The following is a 20,996-nucleotide window of genomic DNA, read 5'->3' as shown; positions in this document are numbered from 1 at the left end:
ATTTATATAAAGTTTGTTTTTAATAAATTAATTTTTGTATAGATTATCTATTATTTTTATGTTAATATAAAAACATGAGGGGAACCTCTTCGAAATGGCAAGGGGATCGTAGGACACCTCCTTTCTCCCCACATGTATATAAAATTTGAACTTGTATACATGTGGGGGGGTGAGAAAGGAGGTGAGTGGCTTGAAGGCTTTGAAACGACTGAGCAATATCCTGCACGGTTTTGTTTTTCGACTTCGCAAGAAGAACGAAAAACAGAATCCTGTTCCAGAGGACTTCGATGATATAGAACGAAGCTCTGGAATGAAGCGGGATTTTGATGAGGTAATGGAACTCTACCTTGAAAAAAAGGCAGAGTATCCCCAGGTCGATAAAGAAACGGTGCTTGATGTCGCTAAGTACGTTTACTCGAAGCATGTCGAGTTTCGGAATCAACAGCGACTTAAAGAAATTGAGCATCGTTTTTCTCGTCGACTCCAGGTTTATGTAGTTCTCGGTCTGGTCGTTTTCGCGATGGTCCGACCCGATATCGAGGCCATCTTGAAACAACTGGAGGAGATACTACTAAACCTGTTTAGGGGCCACTGAGGTCGGTATGCTGTTTCAAGCCATCTCGTCCTACCTCTTAAAGGGTTAAGTTCCCCTACCGGAAAGAGGTACCCCTTAGGTGGATCCTGTCATTGGTGATGGGATCCACCTTTTTCATATCATTTCAGTTTATTAATATGGTTCTTGTTTTTATATATAAAATGACAAAGCTGTTGCTTTAAGCAACAGCTTTGTCAACCAGTCTTTCTAATATGCTATTTCAAGCCAAGATAGAGATAGCACTCTATCTAAAAAGTATTATAAGCAACTATTCAATATATGTCAATAAACTGATAATATAAAATAATAAGCATGATTTTAACAGCGGTGTCAATAATGCAAGGCTTGACTTTCTACATGAACAGTCAACCAAACTGATTCATGATAACCAAGTGATCTGTTTGGAAGACTTGCAAGTCAAAAACATGGTAAATCACAAGCTGGCAAAATCGATTACAGATGCATCGTGGTCTGATTGTAGCCATGCTGGAGTATAAAACGAAATGGTTTGGAAGAACGATGGTTTAAGTGGGCAAAGCATCTATCCAGCTATGTTCCAAATGTGGCTATAGAAACAATGAAGTGAAGAGTCTCAATCTGAGAGAATGGACATGTCCAGAGTGCCAAACTGACCATGACAGAGACATCAATGCATTCATTTAATGATTCTCCTTGTGTTTCTGTTCCCGCTTTTTCCGCACCCTGTAATATTAAAAATAATATAGAAACCAAAATAAAAAAGTTCTAATTCCTTTCAAGTTTTTTGCCGCCTTATTTATTATAATTAGTATAATAGCTCAATTGTGATTGTCCTAAAAATATAGACTAATCCTTAAGATTATTTTACAACATTTATATTGAAATTGAATTGGTTAATATCATTGATCAAAAATGTGCGGAGACTAGATGCTTGACAGGAGGTCGAAGGGAAAAGTGGCGAATCATGGGTCTTTGCAAGAACAAATGGATGAGGCGAAATCATTGAAGAATTCAGGAAATGATAAACTGGAAAATAAAAGACAAATAAATGATGAATATTCTAATATCCATCAACGTATTGAGAAATTACAGGAAAGATTGAAAGAAGCTCGAGATCATAACCAGATAACCACTGAGCAATATAATGACAGAATGGAAAGGTTGAAACAGTCACAAGACAAACTGAATATAGCAGGACAAAAAATAGAAAAAAGAATCAATCTGAATCTAAACTTGAAATATGAACGATTTGATCGTAATCAAAAGGTGTCAGGAGGTTTAAGTATAGAAAAGCAAGAAAAATATGATAAACCAAATCATGATGGGGCACTAAGTAAAAGTGAAAAAGAAGAGCAGCAATTGCGACCAAGCATTTCAAGAGAGAAATAACAGGGGAAAAGAAAATGTTAAGTATCCAATATGGAGATGACGAAGCTGAGAGAACTTACTTAATGAGTAGGTTCTTTTGATTTTGTAAGGAAATAAGATTGTTTGCTTAGATAAGATTATACTTATGATTTCATGACAGGGAAAACATACATACTTGATGAATGAACAAAAGAGGAAGAGAGACTATGTTTAAAGAAAAAATACGTACGATTTTAGGGGCATTTATTTTATCTGCACTCTCCATCGGTATGTTGGAGTTTTTCATTGCAAATTTTTTGGTATGGATGCCTAACAGAGATGGAATTGAATATTATGATTTACTCCTTTTATCTATACAACAACCATTATCTCTCATTTATGCTGTATCCAGTATTGACTTATTCGTCCAGCTTCAGGTTTTTTTCGCTTTAGGATTTATACTTTTATTTAATCTCTTTTTTAAGTTATTAAAAGGATCTGTTTACAAAGAAGCGGCCGCATATGGTTCTCATGGCACTGCTCGTTTTGCTACCCCTCGCGAAGTATTCGATAATAAAACGTTCGTGAAAAAAACTTGGAATCATTCAGCAAAAAGAAATATGGAAAATAGTCCAGGTCTTATTTTTGGTTTATTAAAGGATAAGCCGGTGATCCTTCCTGAAAATACGAAAATCCCTAATCGTAATGTATTTATTGTTGGTTCTCCAGGTTCTGGAAAAACGCAATCCTATATACTGACAAATGTCATTTTTGAACGTGATCGTTCTATGGTTATAACGGATCCCAAAGGAGAAATTTATGAAGCGACAGCCAAGTTAAAAAAAGAACAAGGCTATGAAGTTCGTTTGATCAACTTTAAAGAGATGACAATTAGTGATCGATATAATCCACTTGATTATATTGAAACAGAAATTGATGCTGAACAAGTTGCGACAACCATTGTTATGAATGCACAAAAAGACACGAAATCAAACTTTTGGACGAAAGCAGAAATTGCACTGTTAAAGACATTGTTACTATATGTCAAATATGAATGTCCAAATGAAGCTACCATGTATAAAGTAAAAGAGATTTTGACAGTACATGGAAAAAAAGCGAAAGAAATGGATGAATTCTTTAGTCATTTAAATCCAGATCATCCAGCTTATCAAGCGTACCAGATTGTGAGAATGGCTGAAGGAACAGTACGATCGGATATTTTCGTTTCCTTAGCGATGACATTATCAAAGTTTGATGCGAAAGATGTACGGTGGTTTACTAGAAAGAGTGATTTCAAACTGGATGATATTGGTCAGAGAAAAATTATATTATATTGTATTCTGCCCGTTGCTGATCCAACTTGGGAACCGTTAACTTCCATGTTCTTCTCCCAAATGTTTCAACGATTGTATAAAGTTGCAGATCGAAATTTTAATCGTTTACCCGTAAGCGTTAATTTTTTATTGGATGAATTTCCTAATTTGGGTAGTATTCCTGGATATGAGGAAATTTTGGCTACCTGCCGGAGTTACGGAATCAGTATTAGTACAATTGTTCAATCTATAGGTCAACTTGTTGATAAATACAATAAGGAGAAAGCGGAAGCCATTATTGGTAATTGTGCTTTGCGATATTTGTTAGGAGTTGGTGATAAGCTTACTGCTGAATACTTTTCCAAATTGATCGGTGAAACCACGATTCAAATGGAATCTACTTCTCTATCAAAAAATAGCCGTGGTGGAACCTCTGGTTCTATTTCTTCTTCATATACGGGACGACCTTTACTGACACCTGATGAATTGACTCGTTTGGATAAAGAGGAAGCCATTTTACTGGTATCCGGAATGTTACCCATCCGGTTAAGAAAAGCATTTCAGTTTTCTTTCTTTAAAGGAATTCTTAATAATGAAACGAAAGTCTCTCGTTTTGATTACATCAAATTAAAAGGAGAGGATAGTAAATCTTTAATGGAAATAGACAGAGAAAATGCAGAAATGAGTCTCGAAGATTATATTGGGCAGTTGGATGATCTTGAAGAAGAAAATATGGTTGAAAAGAAAGTGATCACAGAAATTGACAAAGAAATTGAATGGATCGAAAAGGAATTGGATGATTTATTAAATAAACTGGATCAAATGGAAATAGAAACAGATAAAGACGAGGATCATACAGTTGTTTTGGAGGAAGAGGATAAAAACGTTAAAAAGAAAAAGAAAAAAAGGAGAAAGAAAAAGAAAAAACAAAAATCAGAAACTGAGGAACCAGCAATAGAAAGTATGGGTGAAGAAGAAGCGAATAAGCAAAAAGGTAAATTATTGGAGGAAAAGAGCACAAATGATCAAGAAAAGGAAAATATAGATGGCGAAAAAGTGAATAAGATAGTAGTTGAGACGACTGAAAGGAAGGAGTCAATTAAACAGGAAGAACTATTAACGGAAGAAGAACAAGTGAACTTGGAGAATTTTGCTACCAAATAGTTTGGGATCGGTGAATCGTCTGTGTGGCAAGTTGTTCGTTGTAAAAAGACGGAAACGGACTGCGGATGCTAACAGCCCAAGAATCCCACGCTTTCAGGCGTCGGGAGTGTCAATCATGCTAAAGAGGGGAGATGTCTGTTTTAGATGTCTGCCCTCTTTTTCTTTGAGTGGATTTGTCGTACATTTTATCATTAAATACATAATAATATTCAGATTATTAACGAGAATTAACATTATTTATATTCAATAATTACTCATATACATCATGATTTTGAAATGACATTCATAAATGAAATGAAGTAAATATAATATCCTATTTTGACTATTGTCAATGGAATTACACTAATGTAATCTATATATGAAGGCGCTTTCATAACAATACCCGAACGAGCGCTCGGTAGAATTTGGAAATTTCATGGAGGTGACCTGCATGAGGGAAGCAGTTATTTTGGGTGGAGCACGTACTCCTTTTGGGAAGTTTGGTGGTGCTCTAAAAGATGTATCTGCTATGGAACTGGGCGGAATTGCTCTAAGAGAAGCAATAAAGCGAGCTGGCATCGGAGATGAAATCGTGGAAGAAGTAATTATGGGGATGGTTTTGCAGGGGGGAGCCGGCCAGATCCCTTCGCGGCAGGCAGCACGTCATGCCGGTTTACCTTGGGAAGTGGGAACAGAGACGATTAATAAAGTATGTGCTTCAGGCATGCGCAGTGTCACTTTGGCCGATCAAATTATTCGTGCTGGGGATGCGGATGTGATTTTGGCAGGTGGTATGGAGAGCATGAGCAATGCTCCATATTTCCTGAAAACGGCAAGGTTTGGTCAGCGCATGGGCGATGGACAAATGGTTGACTTGATGATTCATGACGGATTGTGGTGTGCTTTCCATGACGTTCATATGATTGTGCATGGCAGTAACATCGCCAAAAAATATGAAGTGTCACGGGAAGAACAGGATGAATTTGCTCTTATGAGCCATCAAAGAGCAGCAGCAGCGATGGATAAGGGTTATTTGGCTGAAGAGATTGTCCCTGTCGCAGTAAAATCCAGAAAAAAGGAAGTGATCGTGGACCAAGATGAATCGGTGCGTAGAGATACCAGTTTGGAGAAATTGGCTTCTCTTCCACCTGTTTATCTGAAAGATGGAAGTATTACAGCTGGAAATGCTCCTGGAGTTAATGATGGAGCGGCAGCTCTTGTCGTTGCTTCAAGGGAAAAGGCAGAAGAATTGGGGATCAAGCCAATGGCGCGTATTTTAGGGCATGCAGCTGTTGCGATGGAAGCGAAAGATTTCCCGATCACTCCTGCATATGCCATACAGAAACTGTTGAAAAAACATCAGTTGGATGTCAACCAAATTGATCGGTTTGAAATCAATGAAGCATTTGCAGTGGTTGCTTTAGCCAACAGCAAGATTTTGGGTCTGGATCTTGAAAAGGTGAATGTTAATGGTGGAGCTGTAGCCTTAGGTCATCCGATTGGAGCGAGTGGAGCCCGCATTATTTTAACGTTGGTTCATGAATTGAAGCGACGGGGCGGCGGTTTGGGAGTAGCGGCCATTTGTAGTGGTGCGGCCCAAGGCGATGCGATTTTAGTCAAGGTGGAGTAACAGGAGTGAAACAGGGAGAAAGGGTGAAAGATCCTTGGAAATCAAACGCATTGGCGTGATTGGTGCAGGTCAGATGGGGAGTGGAATTGCACAAGTAGCAGCAGCGGCGGGATATGCTGTGGTGTTAATGGATATGGCTCCCGAACAGTTGGAAAAAGGGATGGCAATCATTCGTAAAAATTTGGGTCGTCAAGTAGAAAAAGGGAGAATGGCTGAAGAAGAAAAAGAAACGATTCTAGGCCGGATTCAAACGACCCACGAGTTAGAAGTTGCAGCCACTGAAGCTGATCTGGTGATTGAAGCGGTAGTGGAAAACATGGAAGTCAAGACAGGGATTTTCCGTCAATTGGATTCCCTTTGTCCCTCACATGCGATTTTGGCCAGTAACACTTCCTCACTGCCGATTACTGAGATTGCAGCAGCAACAAAACGGCCTGAGAAAGTGATTGGGATGCATTTTATGAATCCGGTTCCAGTGATGAAACTGGTTGAAGTGATTCGGGGACTGGCAACCGCTGATGCTGTGTTTCAAACTGTAAAAGAATTAGCTATTCGCATGGGGAAAGAACCTGTTGAAGTGAATGATTTTCCGGGGTTTGTGTCCAATCGTGTGCTAATGCCTATGATCAATGAAGCTATTTATGCCGTTTATGAAGGGGTTGCTACACCAGAAGCGGTTGATCAAGTGATGAAGCTTGGTATGAATCATCCGATGGGTCCACTTACCCTTGCTGATTTTATTGGCTTGGATACCTGTTTATATATCATGGAAACGTTGTACGAAGGTTTTGGCGACAGCAAATATCGTCCATGTCCGCTGCTAAGAAAATATGTGAAGGCAGGTTGGCTGGGACGTAAGAGTGGGCGCGGCTTTTACGTATATGAATAAGACCGGGAACCTAGGAGGTTGATGGAAGGCGGGGAGGATTGCCATGAAATTTGCGTTCAGCGAAGAGCAAATCATGATGCAAAAAATGGTTCGGGATTTTGCACAGTCCGAAATTGCACCATATGTTGCTTCAATGGATGAAGAAGATCGCTTTCCTCGTGAAGTGATCAATAAAATGGCTGAACTGGGGTTAATGGGTATTCCGATTCCGGAAGAGTGGGGTGGAGCTGGAGCGGATTATGTTTCTTATATTCTGGCGATTGAAGAGATTTCTCGTGTCAGTGCGACAGTAGGTGTCATTTTGGCTGTTCATACCTCGGTAGGGACGCTTCCGATTCTTTCATATGGGACAGAAGAGCAAAAAAAGAAGTACGTGGTGCCATTGGCACAAGGAAAATTCCTGGGTGCTTTTGCCATTACCGAACCACAAGCAGGTTCTGATGTATCGGGAATTCGTACTCAAGCTCGCAAAGTGGGAGACAAGTATATTTTGAATGGGAATAAGGTGTTTATTACGAATGCAGGCGAAGCAGATGTTTATGTTACGTTTGCTGTAACGGATCCAACCCAGGGTAAGAAAGGAATTACTGCCTTTATTGTTGAGAAAGATACGCCAGGGTTTAGAGTAGGCAAGAAAGAAAAGAAAATGGGACTGGGAGGCTCCAATACATGTGAACTGGTTTTTGAGGATGCGGAAGTGCCTGCCGCCAATCGATTGGGAAATGAAGGACAGGGATATGAGATAGCTCTATCCAATTTGGCTGGTGGACGCATCGGGATCGGTGCCCAGGCACTCGGAATTGCTGAAGCGGCGTTTCAATATGCTTTGGACTATGCCAAACAGCGTGAACAGTTTGGAAAGTCGATTGCCAAACAGCAGGCAATTCAATTTAAGCTGGCGGACATGGCGATGCAAATTGAAGCGGCAAAACTTTTGATCTATCGAGCGGCTGAAGCCAAACAGTCAGGGCAGATTTGTAAAAAGGAGGCCGCGATGGCCAAATGTTTTGCTGCTGATACAGCGATGCAAGTTACCACAGAAGCAATCCAAATCTTTGGCGGTTACGGATATACCAGGGAATATCCCGTGGAGCGTCTGTTCCGTGATGCGAAAATTACACAAATTTATGAAGGAACCAATGAAATTCAACGATTGGTGATTGCCAATGAACTGATAAAAGATTGATGGATGGGAGAGACAAAAGATGCAATTTCGTCTGAGCGAAGAGCATGAGATGATGCGGAAGATGGTCCGGGACTTTGCGTTGAAAGAGGTAGAACCAACAGCAGCGGAACGGGATGAAAAAGAAATCTTTGATCGTTCCATTTTTGATAAGATGGGTCAACTTGGTTTGACAGGGATTCCGTGGCCAGAGGAAGTCGGGGGTAGTGGTGCTGACTATCTGAGTTATGTTATTGCAGTCGAGGAATTGTCTCGTGTTTGTGCTTCCACAGGAGTGACGTTATCTGCCCATATTTCACTGGCGAGTTGGCCGATTTACAAATTTGGAACACCCGAACAAAAGGATCGTTATTTGCGGCCACTCGCAGAAGGAAAGAAACTGGGTGCTTATGGTTTGACAGAACCGGGTTCAGGTTCAGATGCAGCTTCCATGAAAACAACAGCGATCAAAGATGGCGATCATTACATCCTAAACGGTAGCAAAATTTTTATTACGAACGGTGGAGAGGCCGAAATTTATGTGGTTTTTGCCGTGACGGATCCCAGTAAGAGGCATAAGGGAATTACCGCTTTTATCGTTGAAAAGGGAACACCTGGATTTTCATTTGGAAAGAAAGAGAAGAAATTGGGCATTCGTTCTTCCCCTACTTTGGAAATCCTGTTTGAAAACTGTCGGATTCATGAGAGTCAGCGTTTGGGCGAAGAAGGAGAAGGGTTCAAGATCGCCATGATGACCCTGGATGGCGGGCGCAATGGGATTGCTGCTCAAGCTGTTGGGATTGCGCAAGGAGCCTTTGATCATGCGTTGGCTTATGCGAAAGAACGTTCACAGTTTGGAAAGCCGATTGCCAAACAGCAGGCGATTCAGTTTAAATTGGCAGATATGGCGACACAAATCGAAGCAGCACGTCTGTTGACTTATCAAGCTGCCTGGTTGGAAAGTGCAGGACTTCCTTATGGAAAAGCGTCAGCCATGGCCAAATGTTTTGCTGGCGATGTAGCCATGAAAGTGACAACAGAAGCAGTGCAAATCTTCGGCGGTTATGGATATACGCGTGAATTCCCGGTGGAACGTATGATGCGTGATGCCAAAATTACACAAATTTATGAGGGAACCAATGAAATTCAACGTGTGGTTATTGCCAATTATTTAATGAAAGAGTAGAAGTGCAGGAAAGAGCTCGCTTTTGGAACTTTTAACCCAGTGGATCAGACAACAGGGCCTTTCCTTTGGAGTGATTGCTGTGGATCCCATCAGTCCTTTTACTGGTGGGGCCATACTGGGCGATCGCGTTCGGATGATAAAACACTCCAATTGAAAACGTTTTCATATAACGCCATCTTTCATCCTGCTACCCGCACCGTGGGCTTCCAGACGGCATTTCTGTAAAACGGTTCAACATCAATTGGCTCGGATTTGGCTAAGAAAGATTGTGTTCGGATCAAAGGAGGGTGAAGAGTGAAACAAAATTCCCATATCATTCCCTCTGTGGTGAAAGATCAGCGCTTGATTGCCCAACGTCGGCAACAAATCGTAGAGGGAGCTGTTCGGCTTTTTATCCAGAAAGGGTTTCATAAAACAACGACACGTGAAATTGCCAAAGAATGCGGATTATCGATTGGAACGATGTATGAGTATATTCAGACAAAAGAAGATGTTCTCTATTTGGTGTGTGAATATATTCATACACAACTGGAGCAACGATTAAGAGAGTCCGTGTCCGATTCGGACTCTGCACGTGAGTCGTTGAAAAAATCTGTGAAAAACTTGTTTGATACCGTAAATGAGATGAGTTCACTGATTGTACTGATTTATCAGGAGACCAAGTCATTGCCCAAAGACCTCATGTCTTATGTATTGCAAAAGGAAGAAGAGATCACCCGTATTTTCGAAAAGATTCTACTAAGGGGAATGGAAGATGGAACGTTATCGGTTGATGCTGATTCAGTCAAGCTGATGGCGCACAATATTATGGTTATTGGCCAAATGTGGGCGTTTCGTCGGTGGGCACTGAGTCGTTACTACGATATTGAGGAGTATACAAAGCGACAGATGTCATTAATCTTTGAAAAACTGATCCCGAGAGGTGATGAAGATGGAAACAGAAGTGCTTCGTCCTAAACATGCGGTTCGCTTTGTTACTGCTGCCAGTTTGTTTGATGGCCATGACGCTTCCATTAACTTGTTTCGGCGGTTATTGCAATCATCGGGAGTCGAAGTGATTCATTTAGGGCATAACCGCTCTGTTAACGAAATCGTGGAAGCGGCGATTCAAGAGGATGTCCAGGGAATCGCTGTCTCTTCTTATCAAGGCGGGCATATGGAATTCTTTAAATATATGGTTGATTTGTTGAAAGAAAGAGGGGCGTCCCATATTCGGGTGTTTGGCGGCGGGGGAGGTGTTATTGTTCCACGTGAAATCAAGGAATTGGAAGAATACGGTGTGGTGAAGATTTTTTCGCCACATGATGGACGTCGCCTGGGTTTACAGGGGATTATTAATTGCATGATCCGCGAAACCGATTTTCCAACCGTCACCGAGATTACTTGGGAGTTGGAAAAGGTCAAACAGGGGGATATTCGAGCCATTGCCCGATTGCTCACCTTTGTGGAACAGCTCGCCGAAGACAAGCAATTGCGAGAACGGATGCAACCGATTTTGCAAGAAATCATGAAACCGGTTGACCGTATGGTACCAGTTGTCGGGATCACAGGAACTGGTGGAGCAGGTAAAAGTTCATTGACAGACGAGTTAGTGCGGCGATTTATCCATGATTTTACGGATAAAAAAGTTGCTATTTTATCCATTGATCCTTCCAAACAAAAAACAGGTGGAGCACTCTTGGGTGACCGCATTCGCATGAATGCCATTCACCATCCTCGGGTTTATATGCGCAGCTTTGCAACCCGCAAGACCCGTTCTGAACTGAGTGGGGCGATTCGTGAAGCGATTGCCGTCATGAAACAGGCAGGTTATGACTTGATCATTGTAGAGACGAGTGGAATTGGGCAAGGAAATGCAGATGTGGTATCCATCAGTGATTTATCCGTTTATGTGATGACATCAGAATATGGCTCACCTTCGCAACTCGAAAAAATTGAAATGCTTGATTATGCAGACCTGGTTGCGATCAACAAATTTGATCGCAAGGGTTCAGAAGATGCTTTGCGTGATGTAAAGAAGCAATATCGGCGCAATCATCAACTCTTTGATGTGCCCGATGATCAAATCCCGGTATATGGGACAATGGCCAGCCGTTTTAATGATCCAGGAACCAATATTTTCTATCGGGCACTCATTGATCGTCTAAATGAAAAAATGCAGGTCAATTGGTCATCTTCCCTTAACATTGAAGGGCAAAAGATGCAAAGACAACACATTATTCCCCCAGAACGTACCCATTATCTGCGAGATATTGTGAATACCGTACGCAAATATCATGAAGAGTCCAAACGGCAGGCCGGGGTGGCCAGCCAGCTTTATCAGGTGCATGGTGTCAAGGAGCTGTTTAAGAAATCAGAGTCAGATGATACCATCGTCAAAAAGCTGGAGCAAAAAGAAGAGGAACTTAGGAAACAGCTTTCCGAAGAGAATAAACAGGCACTGACTGCATGGCCTGAAATTGTGAAAAAATACAAACAGGATCAATTTGTGACCAAAGTGCGGGATCGGGAAATTGTTACTCCGTTATATACAGAAACCCTGGCAGGGAGTCGCATTCCAAAAATCGCACTGCCCAAATACAAAGATTGGGGCGAGTTGTTGCGTTGGTTGCACAAAGAAAATTTGCCAGGTTATTTTCCATATACAGCAGGGGTATTCCCTCTCAAACGCACCGATGAAGATCCGAAGCGTCAGTTTGCGGGTGAAGGTACACCTGAGCGAACCAATAAGCGGTTTCATTATTTATCTAAGAATGATCCTGCGAAGCGTCTATCCACTGCATTTGACAGTGTAACCCTGTATGGAGAAGATCCGGCAGAGCGGCCAGATATTTATGGGAAAATCGGAGAATCTGGAGTCAGTATTTGCACTCTGGAAAATATGAAAGAGCTCTATAAAGGGTTTGACCTTTGTGCACCGAATACCAGTGTTTCCATGACCATTAATGGTCCTGCGCCGATCATTTTGGCCATGTTTTTCAACACAGCGATTGATCAGCAGATTGAAAAGTTCCGCCAGGAGCATGGCCGGGAGCCTTCCGCAGAAGAAAAAGAAGAGATTAAAAGATATACACTTCAAACCGTGCGCGGAACCGTTCAAGCTGATATTCTAAAAGAAGATCAAGGGCAAAACACTTGTATTTTCTCTACCGAGTTTGCATTGAAAATGATGGGCGATATTCAGGAATATTTTATTGAACATGGAGTACGTAACTACTACTCTGTCAGTATCAGCGGATATCACATTGCGGAAGCAGGAGCGAATCCGATTACTCAACTGGCTTTTACTTTAGCCAATGCGTTTACCTATGTAGAGTATTATTTAAGCCGTGGAATGAAAGTCGATGACTTTGCACGCAACCTCTCTTTCTTCTTTAGCAATGGGCTGGATGCAGAGTATTCGGTTATTGGCAGAGTAGCTCGCCGGATCTGGGCGATTGTCATGAAATATCTCTATGGAGCCAATGAGCGGAGTCAAAAATTGAAATATCATATCCAAACTTCTGGACGTTCTCTTCATGCGCAAGAGATCGACTTTAACGATATTCGTACTACATTACAGGCATTGATGGCCATTTATGATCAATGTAACTCCTTGCATACCAATGCGTATGATGAAGCGATTACCACTCCAACAGAAGAATCCGTCCGTCGTGCGATGGCCATCCAAATGATTATTACCAAAGAATTGGGATTGGCGAAGAATGAAAATCCTTTGCAGGGCTCCTTTATTATTGAAGAACTGACTGATTTGGTGGAAGAAGCTGTATTAAGGGAATTTGAACGGATTAGTGATCGTGGTGGAGTGCTTGGAGCGATGGAAACCCAGTATCAACGTAGCAAAATCCAGGATGAATCCCTTTACTATGAAATGAAAAAGCACTCGGGTGAATTGCCGATTATTGGAGTCAACACCTTTGAAAATCCTAACCCGCCTGAAGAGCCGGAAATTCAACTCACACGCGCAACTGAAGAAGAAAAGCGTTCACAGGTGGAGCATGTGAAACAATTTAAAGAAAAACATCGGGAAGAAGCGAAAGTCGCCTTGGAGCGGCTAAAACAGGTAGCACGTGAAGGCGGGAACATTTTTGCTGAACTGATGGAAACGGTAAAAGTGGCTACGCTTGGACAAATTACCAATGCTCTTTACGAAGTAGGTGGGCAGTACCGCCGTAACATGTAATTGTTACTTCACTTTACAGGTCGTTGACAGATCTGGCAGGTCAACGGCCTGTTTTGGTGAATAAATATAGAGATGATCTTTTTGAGCGAAAAAGGGATTTTGGTTGACTTCGATGGTTATTTGGTTAAAATAGTTGTACGAGATAATATGAGCGTAGATCCCAAGCGATCGAAGCCATATGGAAGGATGTGTCCATGTTGAGCGACAACCTGACAATGGAAAAAATTATGGAAACATCAATGGTTGATATAGCTTATGATCTGCTGAAGCAGAAAGGGGAACCCATGCAATATCTCGACTTGATGAAAGAGATAGCGAATTTAAAAGGGTTTGCCGAGGAAGAAATCAATCAATACATTGCGCAGCTGTATACGGATATAAACATCGATGGTCGCTTTGTTTGCGTTGGTCGAAGTTTATGGGGAATAAAAGATTGGTATCCAACTGAACAGACTACAGATTCGGCTGTAGTGGCCAACATCAAGGAATATGATGATGAGTTGGATGAAGAGTTATACGAAGAGAGCGACGACTATGATTTAGAGCTGGATGATTTGGATCGCCATGATTTGGATGATTTTGATGAAGAGACTCCATTCCCTGACGATCTGGAAGAAGATGATATCGTTGCAGATGACGAGGATGAGGATGAACTGTAACGGGCTCAAGACTTTCTTGACAAAGCAATTCCCCTTCGCTAAACTTACTTTTGGGCTCTATCAAGTACGGTTTATAGCAACCTTGGCTTTGAATTGAAGAAATAAGGAGCGCCCCTGGATTTGGGGGCGCTCTTTCTATTTTGTTCATATTTGGGGCATCATTTATATAGGAGGTGTGATTCTGTTACGTCAAACATAGAAAGAAGTTCCCTTTGCCCGTCCTGATGAATCTATTATGATTTTGAGCTTTTTTTCTATGTTTTTCGTAACAGGAAAAGGCTATGACTAAATTTATCTTTGTGACTGGTGGTGTGGTTTCTTCCTTAGGTAAGGGGATTACCGCTTCGTCGTTGGGAAGACTTTTGAAAAACAGGGGACTAAAGGTAACCATTCAAAAATTTGATCCATACATTAATGTGGATCCTGGGACTATGAGTCCATATCAACACGGAGAAGTATTTGTAACCGATGATGGTGCTGAAACGGATTTGGATTTAGGCCATTATGAGCGTTTTATCGATATTAACTTAACCAAAAACAGTAATGTAACGACCGGGAAGATTTATTCAGCTGTGATTAATAAGGAGCGCCGTGGAGACTACTTGGGTGGAACAGTCCAGGTGATTCCGCATATAACAAATGAAATCAAAGATCGTGTTTTTCGAGCAGCGAGGGAATCCCATCCGGATGTTGTTATTACAGAGATTGGCGGAACCGTTGGAGACATTGAGAGTTTGCCTTTCCTGGAAGCGATTCGGCAAATCAAAAGTGATGTAGGTCGTGAAAATGTCATTTATATTCACTGTACACTGGTTCCGATGTTAAAAGCGAGCGGTGAATTAAAAACGAAGCCGACTCAGCATAGTGTAAAAGAGCTTCGGAGCATTGGTATCCATCCCAATGTCATTGTTTGCCGGACAGAGCATCCGCTTTCTGAAGAAATGAAGCGGAAAATCGCCCTCTTTTGTGATATTGATCGAGAAGCCGTGATTGAAGCACGGGATGCTGATACATTATATGAAGTTCCTCTTATGTTGCAAAAAGAAGGGCTGGATGAGATTGTTGTAAAACATCTGGGATTGGACTGTGGCCCAGCGGATATGACCGAATGGGTTGCTCTTGTAAATAAAGTAAAAAACCTTACTTATAAAACAAGGATTGCGATTGTAGGAAAATACGTTGCGTTGCCTGATGCTTATATGAGTGTCGTTGAAGCTCTCAGACATGCCGGATTTGAGAGTGATACAGAGATCGATGTGAAATGGGTGAACTCCGAAGAGGTCAACGATGAAAATGTAGCAGGATTACTAAGCGATGTGGATGGCATTTTGGTGCCTGGAGGTTTTGGTGACCGGGGAATTGAAGGGAAAATCACGGCGATTCGCTATGCCCGTGAAAACAGGATTCCTTTCTTGGGAATTTGCTTGGGTATGCAGATGGCGTGTGTGGAAGGAGCACGTAACCTGCTGAACCTGAAAGAAGCACAAAGTGCGGAAATTGCTCCAGAAACGCCTTATCCGATTATTGATCTCTTACCAGAGCAAAAAGAAATCGAAGAATTGGGTGGAACCATGCGACTCGGCCTTTACCCATGCAAGCTCCAGCCTGACAGTCTGGCCTATCAAGCCTATGGAACCGATGTGGTATATGAACGCCACCGGCATCGCTATGAATTTAACAATGAATATCGCAAACAAATGGAAAGCGTAGGTTATGTCTTCTCCGGAACTTCACCAGATGGACGCTTGGTGGAAATTGTGGAATACAAAGATCATCCGTGGTTCGTGGCATCTCAATTCCATCCTGAATTCAAATCCCGACCCAACCGTCCACAACCATTGTTCCGTGATTTCGTTGCAGCTGCCTTGAAGTTAAAACAAAAAGTGCATATCTAAGTGAAAAGAGCTGTTGGCTATGTTTAAACCAACAGCTCTTTTTGTATCGATATGGAAAATAAAATCAAAAAGATCGAGGTATGATATGCAAAAAAGATCCATTAACTAAAAGAAATATGTCTTTCCAGGTATGGTTTCATTTTGAGGTAGAGTGGGATAAAAATCAAAGTGATGAAGAAACCTTTTATCACATTAAACGGGGCGACACCGTACAGGACAATGGCTAATTTTTCCGGATCAGCAAATGTCAAATGAATCAAAAGGCTATAGAGCGGAAACAGAACAAAATAGTTCGCCAAAGTCATCAGGATCGTTGTTACACATGTAGCAATGCCTAAGCCCCATAGCAAGCCTTTCAGGCCCTTTACCTTTTTGCTAATAAAATAAGTGACGGTAATGAAAATGCTTCCAGCGACGAAATTCGATAGTTGTCCTAACGGGATCGCCCCTGTTTCACTTCCATGAAATAGAAAATGAAGCAGATTTTTAAAAAACTCAATGATTATACCCGCAACTGGGCCGTATATAAAAGTACCGATTAGTGCTGGAATTTCACTGAAGTCAATTTTCAAAAAAGCGGGAAGTCCCGGAATAGGAAAATCAAAATATTGAATCAGAAAAGCACTTCCTCCAAGTAAAGACAGGAAGATGGTTTTTGTTAAATGATGACGCTCAGTCATTTGTTGTTGCATCAGAAACACTCCTTTATCTTGTGTGTCTGATGACAACCCGTACGGAAGAATCAAAAAGCCCGAAAGAAGAAAATTCTTCCTCCGGGCGAGACCGCTTTCAGTGATTTCGTGTTGAAAGATGCCATCTCTAAAGACAAAAAAGCCCCCAGAATGCTGAACATAGAGGTAACCATGAGACAAAGAGATCCTGTATATGAAAAAAAGCACACAAACCCCTTTGTCAAACGGCATATTTCAACCCCTGTCGGTTTAAAACCGTACGTGAAGTCATCCTTCTCCCATCCAGACTGTAACTGTCGGTTTCGGATTTGCACCGAATCCACCGCTAATAGAGCGGGTCACGGACTGAGGCTTATTGCCATCACCGCCGGTCGGGAATTCCACCCTGCCCCGAAGGATCGATTGAATCTTTATTCACTTTTTTCTTTTATTATATGTAAAAATGAAAAAATGTCAAAGTAAAGATTTGTTCTTTGCAATATGATTAGAAGGATTATTTTAGTGGGCGATTAAGCAAAAATACCCATCATAAACAAAATATTTAGTATATAATATAAATAGGCATAAAATCAAATAAATTGAATTGTATATTCATTTTGAGGTGATGGTTGGATGAAACCTGGTTTATACCATCGACCTGACGCTCCGGTTGAGAAAAAAAGATTAAAAAGCGGTGTGACGAAATATCTTTTCTCTTTTGTCTTGATGCTTATTTTTACAGCGATTGCATTTTATCTGGTTGCTTTCCCGAAATTTGATACACAGACAACCTTTTGGATTATTCTTATTGCTGCCATCATACAAGCTGTCTTGCAATTATTTACTTTTATGCATCTGGACCAAAAAGGGTATGGGACTGTTATTGTCATCATGATTTTTGCCATCGTGATTGCCAGTGTTTCAGCTGTTGGAATTGTACTGATGTAAATGATAAGCCAGCTGCCATAAAGCGGTAGCTGGCTTGTTTTCATCATTGGACTATGTTCGACTTTGTTCATAAATCATTAAGGTACTATATACGGTTTTTAAAAGAGGCGCATCCAGGTTTTCAGGAGCTAACCGTAACAGGGTACCGTGCAGATGATCGGTTTCAATTGGTAATCCTTTTTCCAAATCACGTTGCATCGATGATTTGAATGTGGGTGATATTTCCGTTACTGTTTTCATGATTTGCAAGTCGATATCTGGATCAATGGATGGTTCCTGAGTTTTGGCGATGGCGATAATTTCATGGAGCAGACGTTCCAATACTTCTTTTCCATAAGGTGAAGTGAGGATGGGACCCAGGCTACTACGCGTCAGTGAAGTAATCCCACTCATGGCACTGATGAAAATATATTTATGCCACATGCGCTTGATAATATGGCGACTGGCATATGCGTTCAGATTGGCACCCGCAAATAATTGCTCGATCTTTTTGATGCGATCGCTGTATTCGCCGTCCAGCTCTCCATATACCAAGTCATGTTGCGGACTATAATGCTCAATATGTCCATTTTGATTTAAAGTGGATTCAATAAAGCATAAGCCGCCTAAAACGAATGGTTCGCCAAACATTTGCTTCAGTTTATCCAGATGGCTAATGCCATTGAGTAAAGGCAAAATCGTGGTGTTTTTACTCACATAAGGATGGAGTGAGTGAAGAGCTTCATCTAAATGATAGGCTTTTACTGAGAGTAAGATGAGGTCAAAGGGATCACTCTTGTCTCCCGCTTGTAGCGTTTTTACCCGAAGGGAGGCATTACCATGCACACTATGAATGATTAGGCCTTCTTGATCCAATTGCTGTTTGCGACGTGGACGTACAAGAAAAGTGACATCGACTCCCTTTTGCACTAGACGTCCACCAAAGTAGCCACCAACTCCTCCAGCCCCGACCACTAATACCCGCATGTATTTTCTCCCCTTTTTATGTACAAGTTTGATTCTTTTAGCTATTCTTGTTGTGGTTGTTAATTTCTTGACCAACGAACCTGAATTATTTTCATTCTATAATGAGAGTATCAAAAAGTAAAATCATTGGTTATGGATTAGGATAGACTGGGAAATGAAAGCAAGGTGGTCATAAAATGGCACGAATTTTGGTTATAGAGGATGATCCCCATATTCAGCGTTTGATCAAAGTGTATTTGGAGATGGAAGGATTTGAAGTGGTTCAAGCAGACGATGGAGAAGAAGCATTAAATCAAATGTACAGTCAAGTCATTGATTTGGTCATTCTCGATATTATGTTGCCATACAAGGATGGTTTTACTATATGTGAAGAAATTCGCCGCTCTTTTTCGATCCCCATCCTCATGGTAACAGCCAAAGGGGAAAGAGCCGATAAAGTCAAGGGATTTCAAGTGGGAACAGATGATTATCTGGTAAAACCGTTTGATCCTGTTGAGCTCGTAATGAGGGTGAAAGCCCTTTTGAGACGTTACCAAATTGCTTTTTCAGAGACCATTAGCATCGGTGAAATTCAGTTAAATAAAAGGGAACAAACAGTGACGGTTGCGGGAAAAAGTTGGTCTCTCCCTCAGAAAGAATTTCAACTGTTATTTAAATTGGTAAGTTATCCGGGAAAAACGTTTACCCGTGCTCAATTAATCGAACAGATTTGGGGAATGGACTATGAAGGGGATGAACGCACGGTTGATGTACATATTAAGCGCCTGCGTCAGCGCTTTAAACCATGGGCGGATCAATTTATGATTGTGACTGTCCGTGGTTTGGGGTATCGGTTGGAGGTAAAGAAATGAAAACTTTGTATACACGAATTGTAATCGTCTATATCGGGACGGTGATCGTCAGTATTATCGCTGGACTTGTAACGATTTATCTGTTACTTGAAAGTAAGTATGGAGATGAACAAGAGCAATATTTGATCAAGCAAGGACAGAGTTTTATTGCTTTGTATGAAAAACGAAGTTTAAAAGAGATGGAATCGATTATGGATTTGTTGCATAAGTCCATGTTTGTGAATTTTCGCCTGTATGACTCGTCTGGATTATTGAAGACGTTTGGAGAAAATCTTCATAAAGACGAACAAATCTCACCACAAAAGGTAGAGCAGGTAATCAAGGGAAATGTATACCGGGAAGATGCAAGAGATCGATTTCACCCGATTGTCGGTTTACCTTTTCAAAAAGAGAATAAAAGGTATGCTTTATTTGTGTATACCAGTGATGAATCAGCATTAGAAAAGGGATTTATTCAAATTGTGTACTTGGGGTTTTTTTGTGTGCTACTTACGGGAAGTCTTTTGATTGCAGTTGCTTCTCAATATATCATAAAACCGCTCAAGAACATGACAAAAGTGACAAAACAGCTGGCCAAAGGGAATTTTGATGTCAAGTTAAATCTGACAAGAAAAGATGAGATTGGAGAGCTGGCCAGGAGTTTTGAATCGATGGCACAGGATTTGAAGAAAATGGAGCAAATGCGTAAGGAATTTATCTCAGATGTTTCACATGAAATCCAGTCTCCTCTCACGTCGATTCGTGGTTTTTCGAAGGTGTTAAAACATAAAAATCTTTCACAAGAGGAGAGGTGGGAGTATTTGGATATTATTGAATCAGAAAGTGAACGGTTATCGAAGTTGACAGAAAATTTACTGCGTCTATCTTCGTTAGAGTCCGATCATCATCCTTTTGAGCCGGAAACGTTTTGGCTGGATGAACAGATTCGTGATGTCATTCTTTATACCGAATCAGAGTGGACACAAAAAAAGATAGAAGTTGAAGTGGATTTGGCGAAACAGCGAATAGAAGCAGATAAAGAGTTGCTGAAGCAAGTGTGGATTAATCTGATACACAACAGTATTAAATACACGCCTGAAGGCGGTCGTATCCGGGTTCGTCTGGTGAAATGGGTGCGGCAGGTGAATGTTTGTATTGAAGATACCGGCATTGGTATTGCAGAAGAAGATCAAAAACGGATATTTGATCGATTTTACAAGGTGGATAAATCACGATCCAGGAAAAGTGGTAGCGGGATTGGATTGGCCATTGTAAAGAAAATTGTTGAAATACATCGGGGGGAGATTCATGTAAAAAGCAAGCCGGGACAAGGAAGTACCTTTATTGTCACTCTTCCCTTAAAACAATCGAGACGAAAGTACTTGAAATAAATGGAGAAACGGACTGAAGTTTTGATGAGGAAGCTATGTCAGAATGTTATCCAAGGATTCATTTTAGCATAGGGGTTCATTTTCCTCTGCTCAACTGGAAAAGGAAAACCGGGTTTGTCAACAGCCTCAGTATATCCATTATCGATATAATTTTCGTCAATTATCTGTCAAATTTTTTTTGTATCTATCATTATTCTGTTCATACTGAG

The 20,996-nt window shown here is 41.1% G+C and carries 16 protein-coding genes, 2 pseudogenes and 1 riboswitch; of the genes and pseudogenes, 16 read left to right on the top strand and 2 right to left on the bottom strand.

The genetic code is table 11. The features are described from left to right. Window positions 1-190 precede the first annotated feature (190 nt). The 13 genes and pseudogenes from BMZ78_RS01685 to BMZ78_RS01625 all read left to right on the top strand — a co-directional run bounded on the left by BMZ78_RS01685 (window position 191) and on the right by BMZ78_RS01625 (window position 15,981). On the top strand, window positions 191-595 hold the full coding sequence (locus tag BMZ78_RS01685; protein ID WP_093227400.1) for a hypothetical protein: 405 nt from the start codon (window positions 191-193) through the stop codon (window positions 593-595). A 329-nt stretch (window positions 596-924) separates the two neighbouring features. Continuing rightward, a pseudogene (locus BMZ78_RS01680) lies at window positions 925-1,258 on the top strand (RNA-guided endonuclease TnpB family protein); the annotation flags it as partial. 270 nt (window positions 1,259-1,528) lie between these two features. After that, window positions 1,529-1,963 carry a hypothetical protein gene (locus tag BMZ78_RS01675; protein ID WP_093227399.1) on the top strand — a complete coding sequence of 145 codons (435 nt, stop codon included), beginning with the start codon at window positions 1,529-1,531 and terminating at the stop codon, window positions 1,961-1,963. 185 nt (window positions 1,964-2,148) lie between these two features. Beyond that, entirely contained in the window at window positions 2,149-4,398 is a 2,250-nt protein-coding gene (locus tag BMZ78_RS01670; RefSeq protein WP_175482235.1) for a VirD4-like conjugal transfer protein, CD1115 family, read from the top strand. A 430-nt stretch (window positions 4,399-4,828) separates the two neighbouring features. Beyond that, entirely contained in the window at window positions 4,829-6,007 is a 1,179-nt protein-coding gene (locus BMZ78_RS01665; RefSeq protein WP_093227397.1) for an acetyl-CoA C-acetyltransferase, read from the top strand. Window positions 6,008-6,041: 34 nt separating this feature from the next. Continuing rightward, complete coding sequence (locus tag BMZ78_RS01660) at window positions 6,042-6,896, top strand: 3-hydroxybutyryl-CoA dehydrogenase (RefSeq protein ID WP_093227395.1); 855 nt, start codon at window positions 6,042-6,044, stop codon at window positions 6,894-6,896. 43 nt (window positions 6,897-6,939) lie between these two features. Next, entirely contained in the window at window positions 6,940-8,082 is a 1,143-nt protein-coding gene (locus BMZ78_RS01655) for an acyl-CoA dehydrogenase (protein WP_093227394.1), read from the top strand. 19 nt (window positions 8,083-8,101) lie between these two features. Beyond that, entirely contained in the window at window positions 8,102-9,244 is a 1,143-nt protein-coding gene (locus BMZ78_RS01650; protein ID WP_093227392.1) for an acyl-CoA dehydrogenase, read from the top strand. Then, window positions 9,240-9,392 (top strand): annotated as a pseudogene (locus BMZ78_RS01645) (methylmalonyl Co-A mutase-associated GTPase MeaB); the annotation flags it as partial. The gene BMZ78_RS01650 and the pseudogene BMZ78_RS01645, both read left to right, overlap by 5 nt. A gap of 146 nt (window positions 9,393-9,538) precedes the next feature. Further along, entirely contained in the window at window positions 9,539-10,201 is a 663-nt protein-coding gene (locus BMZ78_RS01640; RefSeq protein WP_093227389.1) for a TetR/AcrR family transcriptional regulator, read from the top strand. After that, window positions 10,176-13,427, top strand: a complete 3,252-nt coding sequence (gene icmF / locus BMZ78_RS01635; RefSeq protein WP_093227388.1) for a fused isobutyryl-CoA mutase/GTPase IcmF — start codon at window positions 10,176-10,178, stop codon at window positions 13,425-13,427. Before BMZ78_RS01640 ends, icmF begins: the two co-directional genes overlap by 26 nt. A 194-nt stretch (window positions 13,428-13,621) precedes the next feature. After that, a complete protein-coding gene (gene rpoE, locus BMZ78_RS01630) occupies window positions 13,622-14,086 on the top strand; it encodes a DNA-directed RNA polymerase subunit delta (protein WP_093227386.1) in 465 nt (154 codons plus the stop codon). 281 nt (window positions 14,087-14,367) lie between these two features. Next, window positions 14,368-15,981: a CTP synthase gene (locus BMZ78_RS01625; RefSeq protein ID WP_093227385.1), complete on the top strand. Its 1,614-nt coding sequence runs from the start codon at window positions 14,368-14,370 to the stop codon at window positions 15,979-15,981. Window positions 15,982-16,082: 101 nt separating this feature from the next. Here the strand turns inward: BMZ78_RS01625 and BMZ78_RS01620 are convergent, their stop codons facing one another. Beyond that, window positions 16,083-16,673, bottom strand: coding sequence for an ECF transporter S component (locus BMZ78_RS01620; protein WP_245739690.1), 591 nt, complete (start codon window positions 16,671-16,673; stop codon window positions 16,083-16,085). A gap of 266 nt (window positions 16,674-16,939) precedes the next feature. After that, window positions 16,940-17,075: riboswitch (FMN riboswitch) on the bottom strand. 210 nt (window positions 17,076-17,285) lie between these two features. Between BMZ78_RS01620 and BMZ78_RS01615 the strand changes: the two genes are divergently transcribed. Then, the gene (locus BMZ78_RS01615; protein ID WP_093227383.1) at window positions 17,286-17,600 is read left to right on the top strand and encodes a cytochrome C oxidase subunit IV family protein; all 315 of its coding nucleotides are present in this window, start codon (window positions 17,286-17,288) and stop codon (window positions 17,598-17,600) included. Window positions 17,601-17,651: 51 nt separating this feature from the next. Here the strand turns inward: BMZ78_RS01615 and BMZ78_RS01610 are convergent, their stop codons facing one another. Continuing rightward, window positions 17,652-18,566, bottom strand: coding sequence for a ketopantoate reductase family protein (locus tag BMZ78_RS01610; RefSeq protein WP_093227382.1), 915 nt, complete (start codon window positions 18,564-18,566; stop codon window positions 17,652-17,654). A gap of 176 nt (window positions 18,567-18,742) precedes the next feature. On the opposite strand from BMZ78_RS01610, the gene BMZ78_RS01605 reads away from it, so the two are divergent. Together BMZ78_RS01605 and BMZ78_RS01600 are read left to right on the top strand one after the other, a co-directional pair. Next, complete coding sequence (locus BMZ78_RS01605) at window positions 18,743-19,417, top strand: response regulator transcription factor (protein ID WP_093227380.1); 675 nt, start codon at window positions 18,743-18,745, stop codon at window positions 19,415-19,417. Then, a complete protein-coding gene (locus BMZ78_RS01600; protein ID WP_175482234.1) occupies window positions 19,414-20,787 on the top strand; it encodes a HAMP domain-containing sensor histidine kinase in 1,374 nt (457 codons plus the stop codon). Before BMZ78_RS01605 ends, BMZ78_RS01600 begins: the two co-directional genes overlap by 4 nt. The last annotated feature ends 209 nt before the right edge of the window (window positions 20,788-20,996 follow it).

The organism is Thermoflavimicrobium dichotomicum, assembly GCF_900114055.1.
Taxonomy (GTDB): domain Bacteria; phylum Bacillota; class Bacilli; order Thermoactinomycetales; family Thermoactinomycetaceae; genus Thermoflavimicrobium; species Thermoflavimicrobium dichotomicum.
The sequence above is the reverse complement of the archived record's forward strand: the minus strand, read 5'-3'. Positions and strand labels throughout refer to the sequence as shown.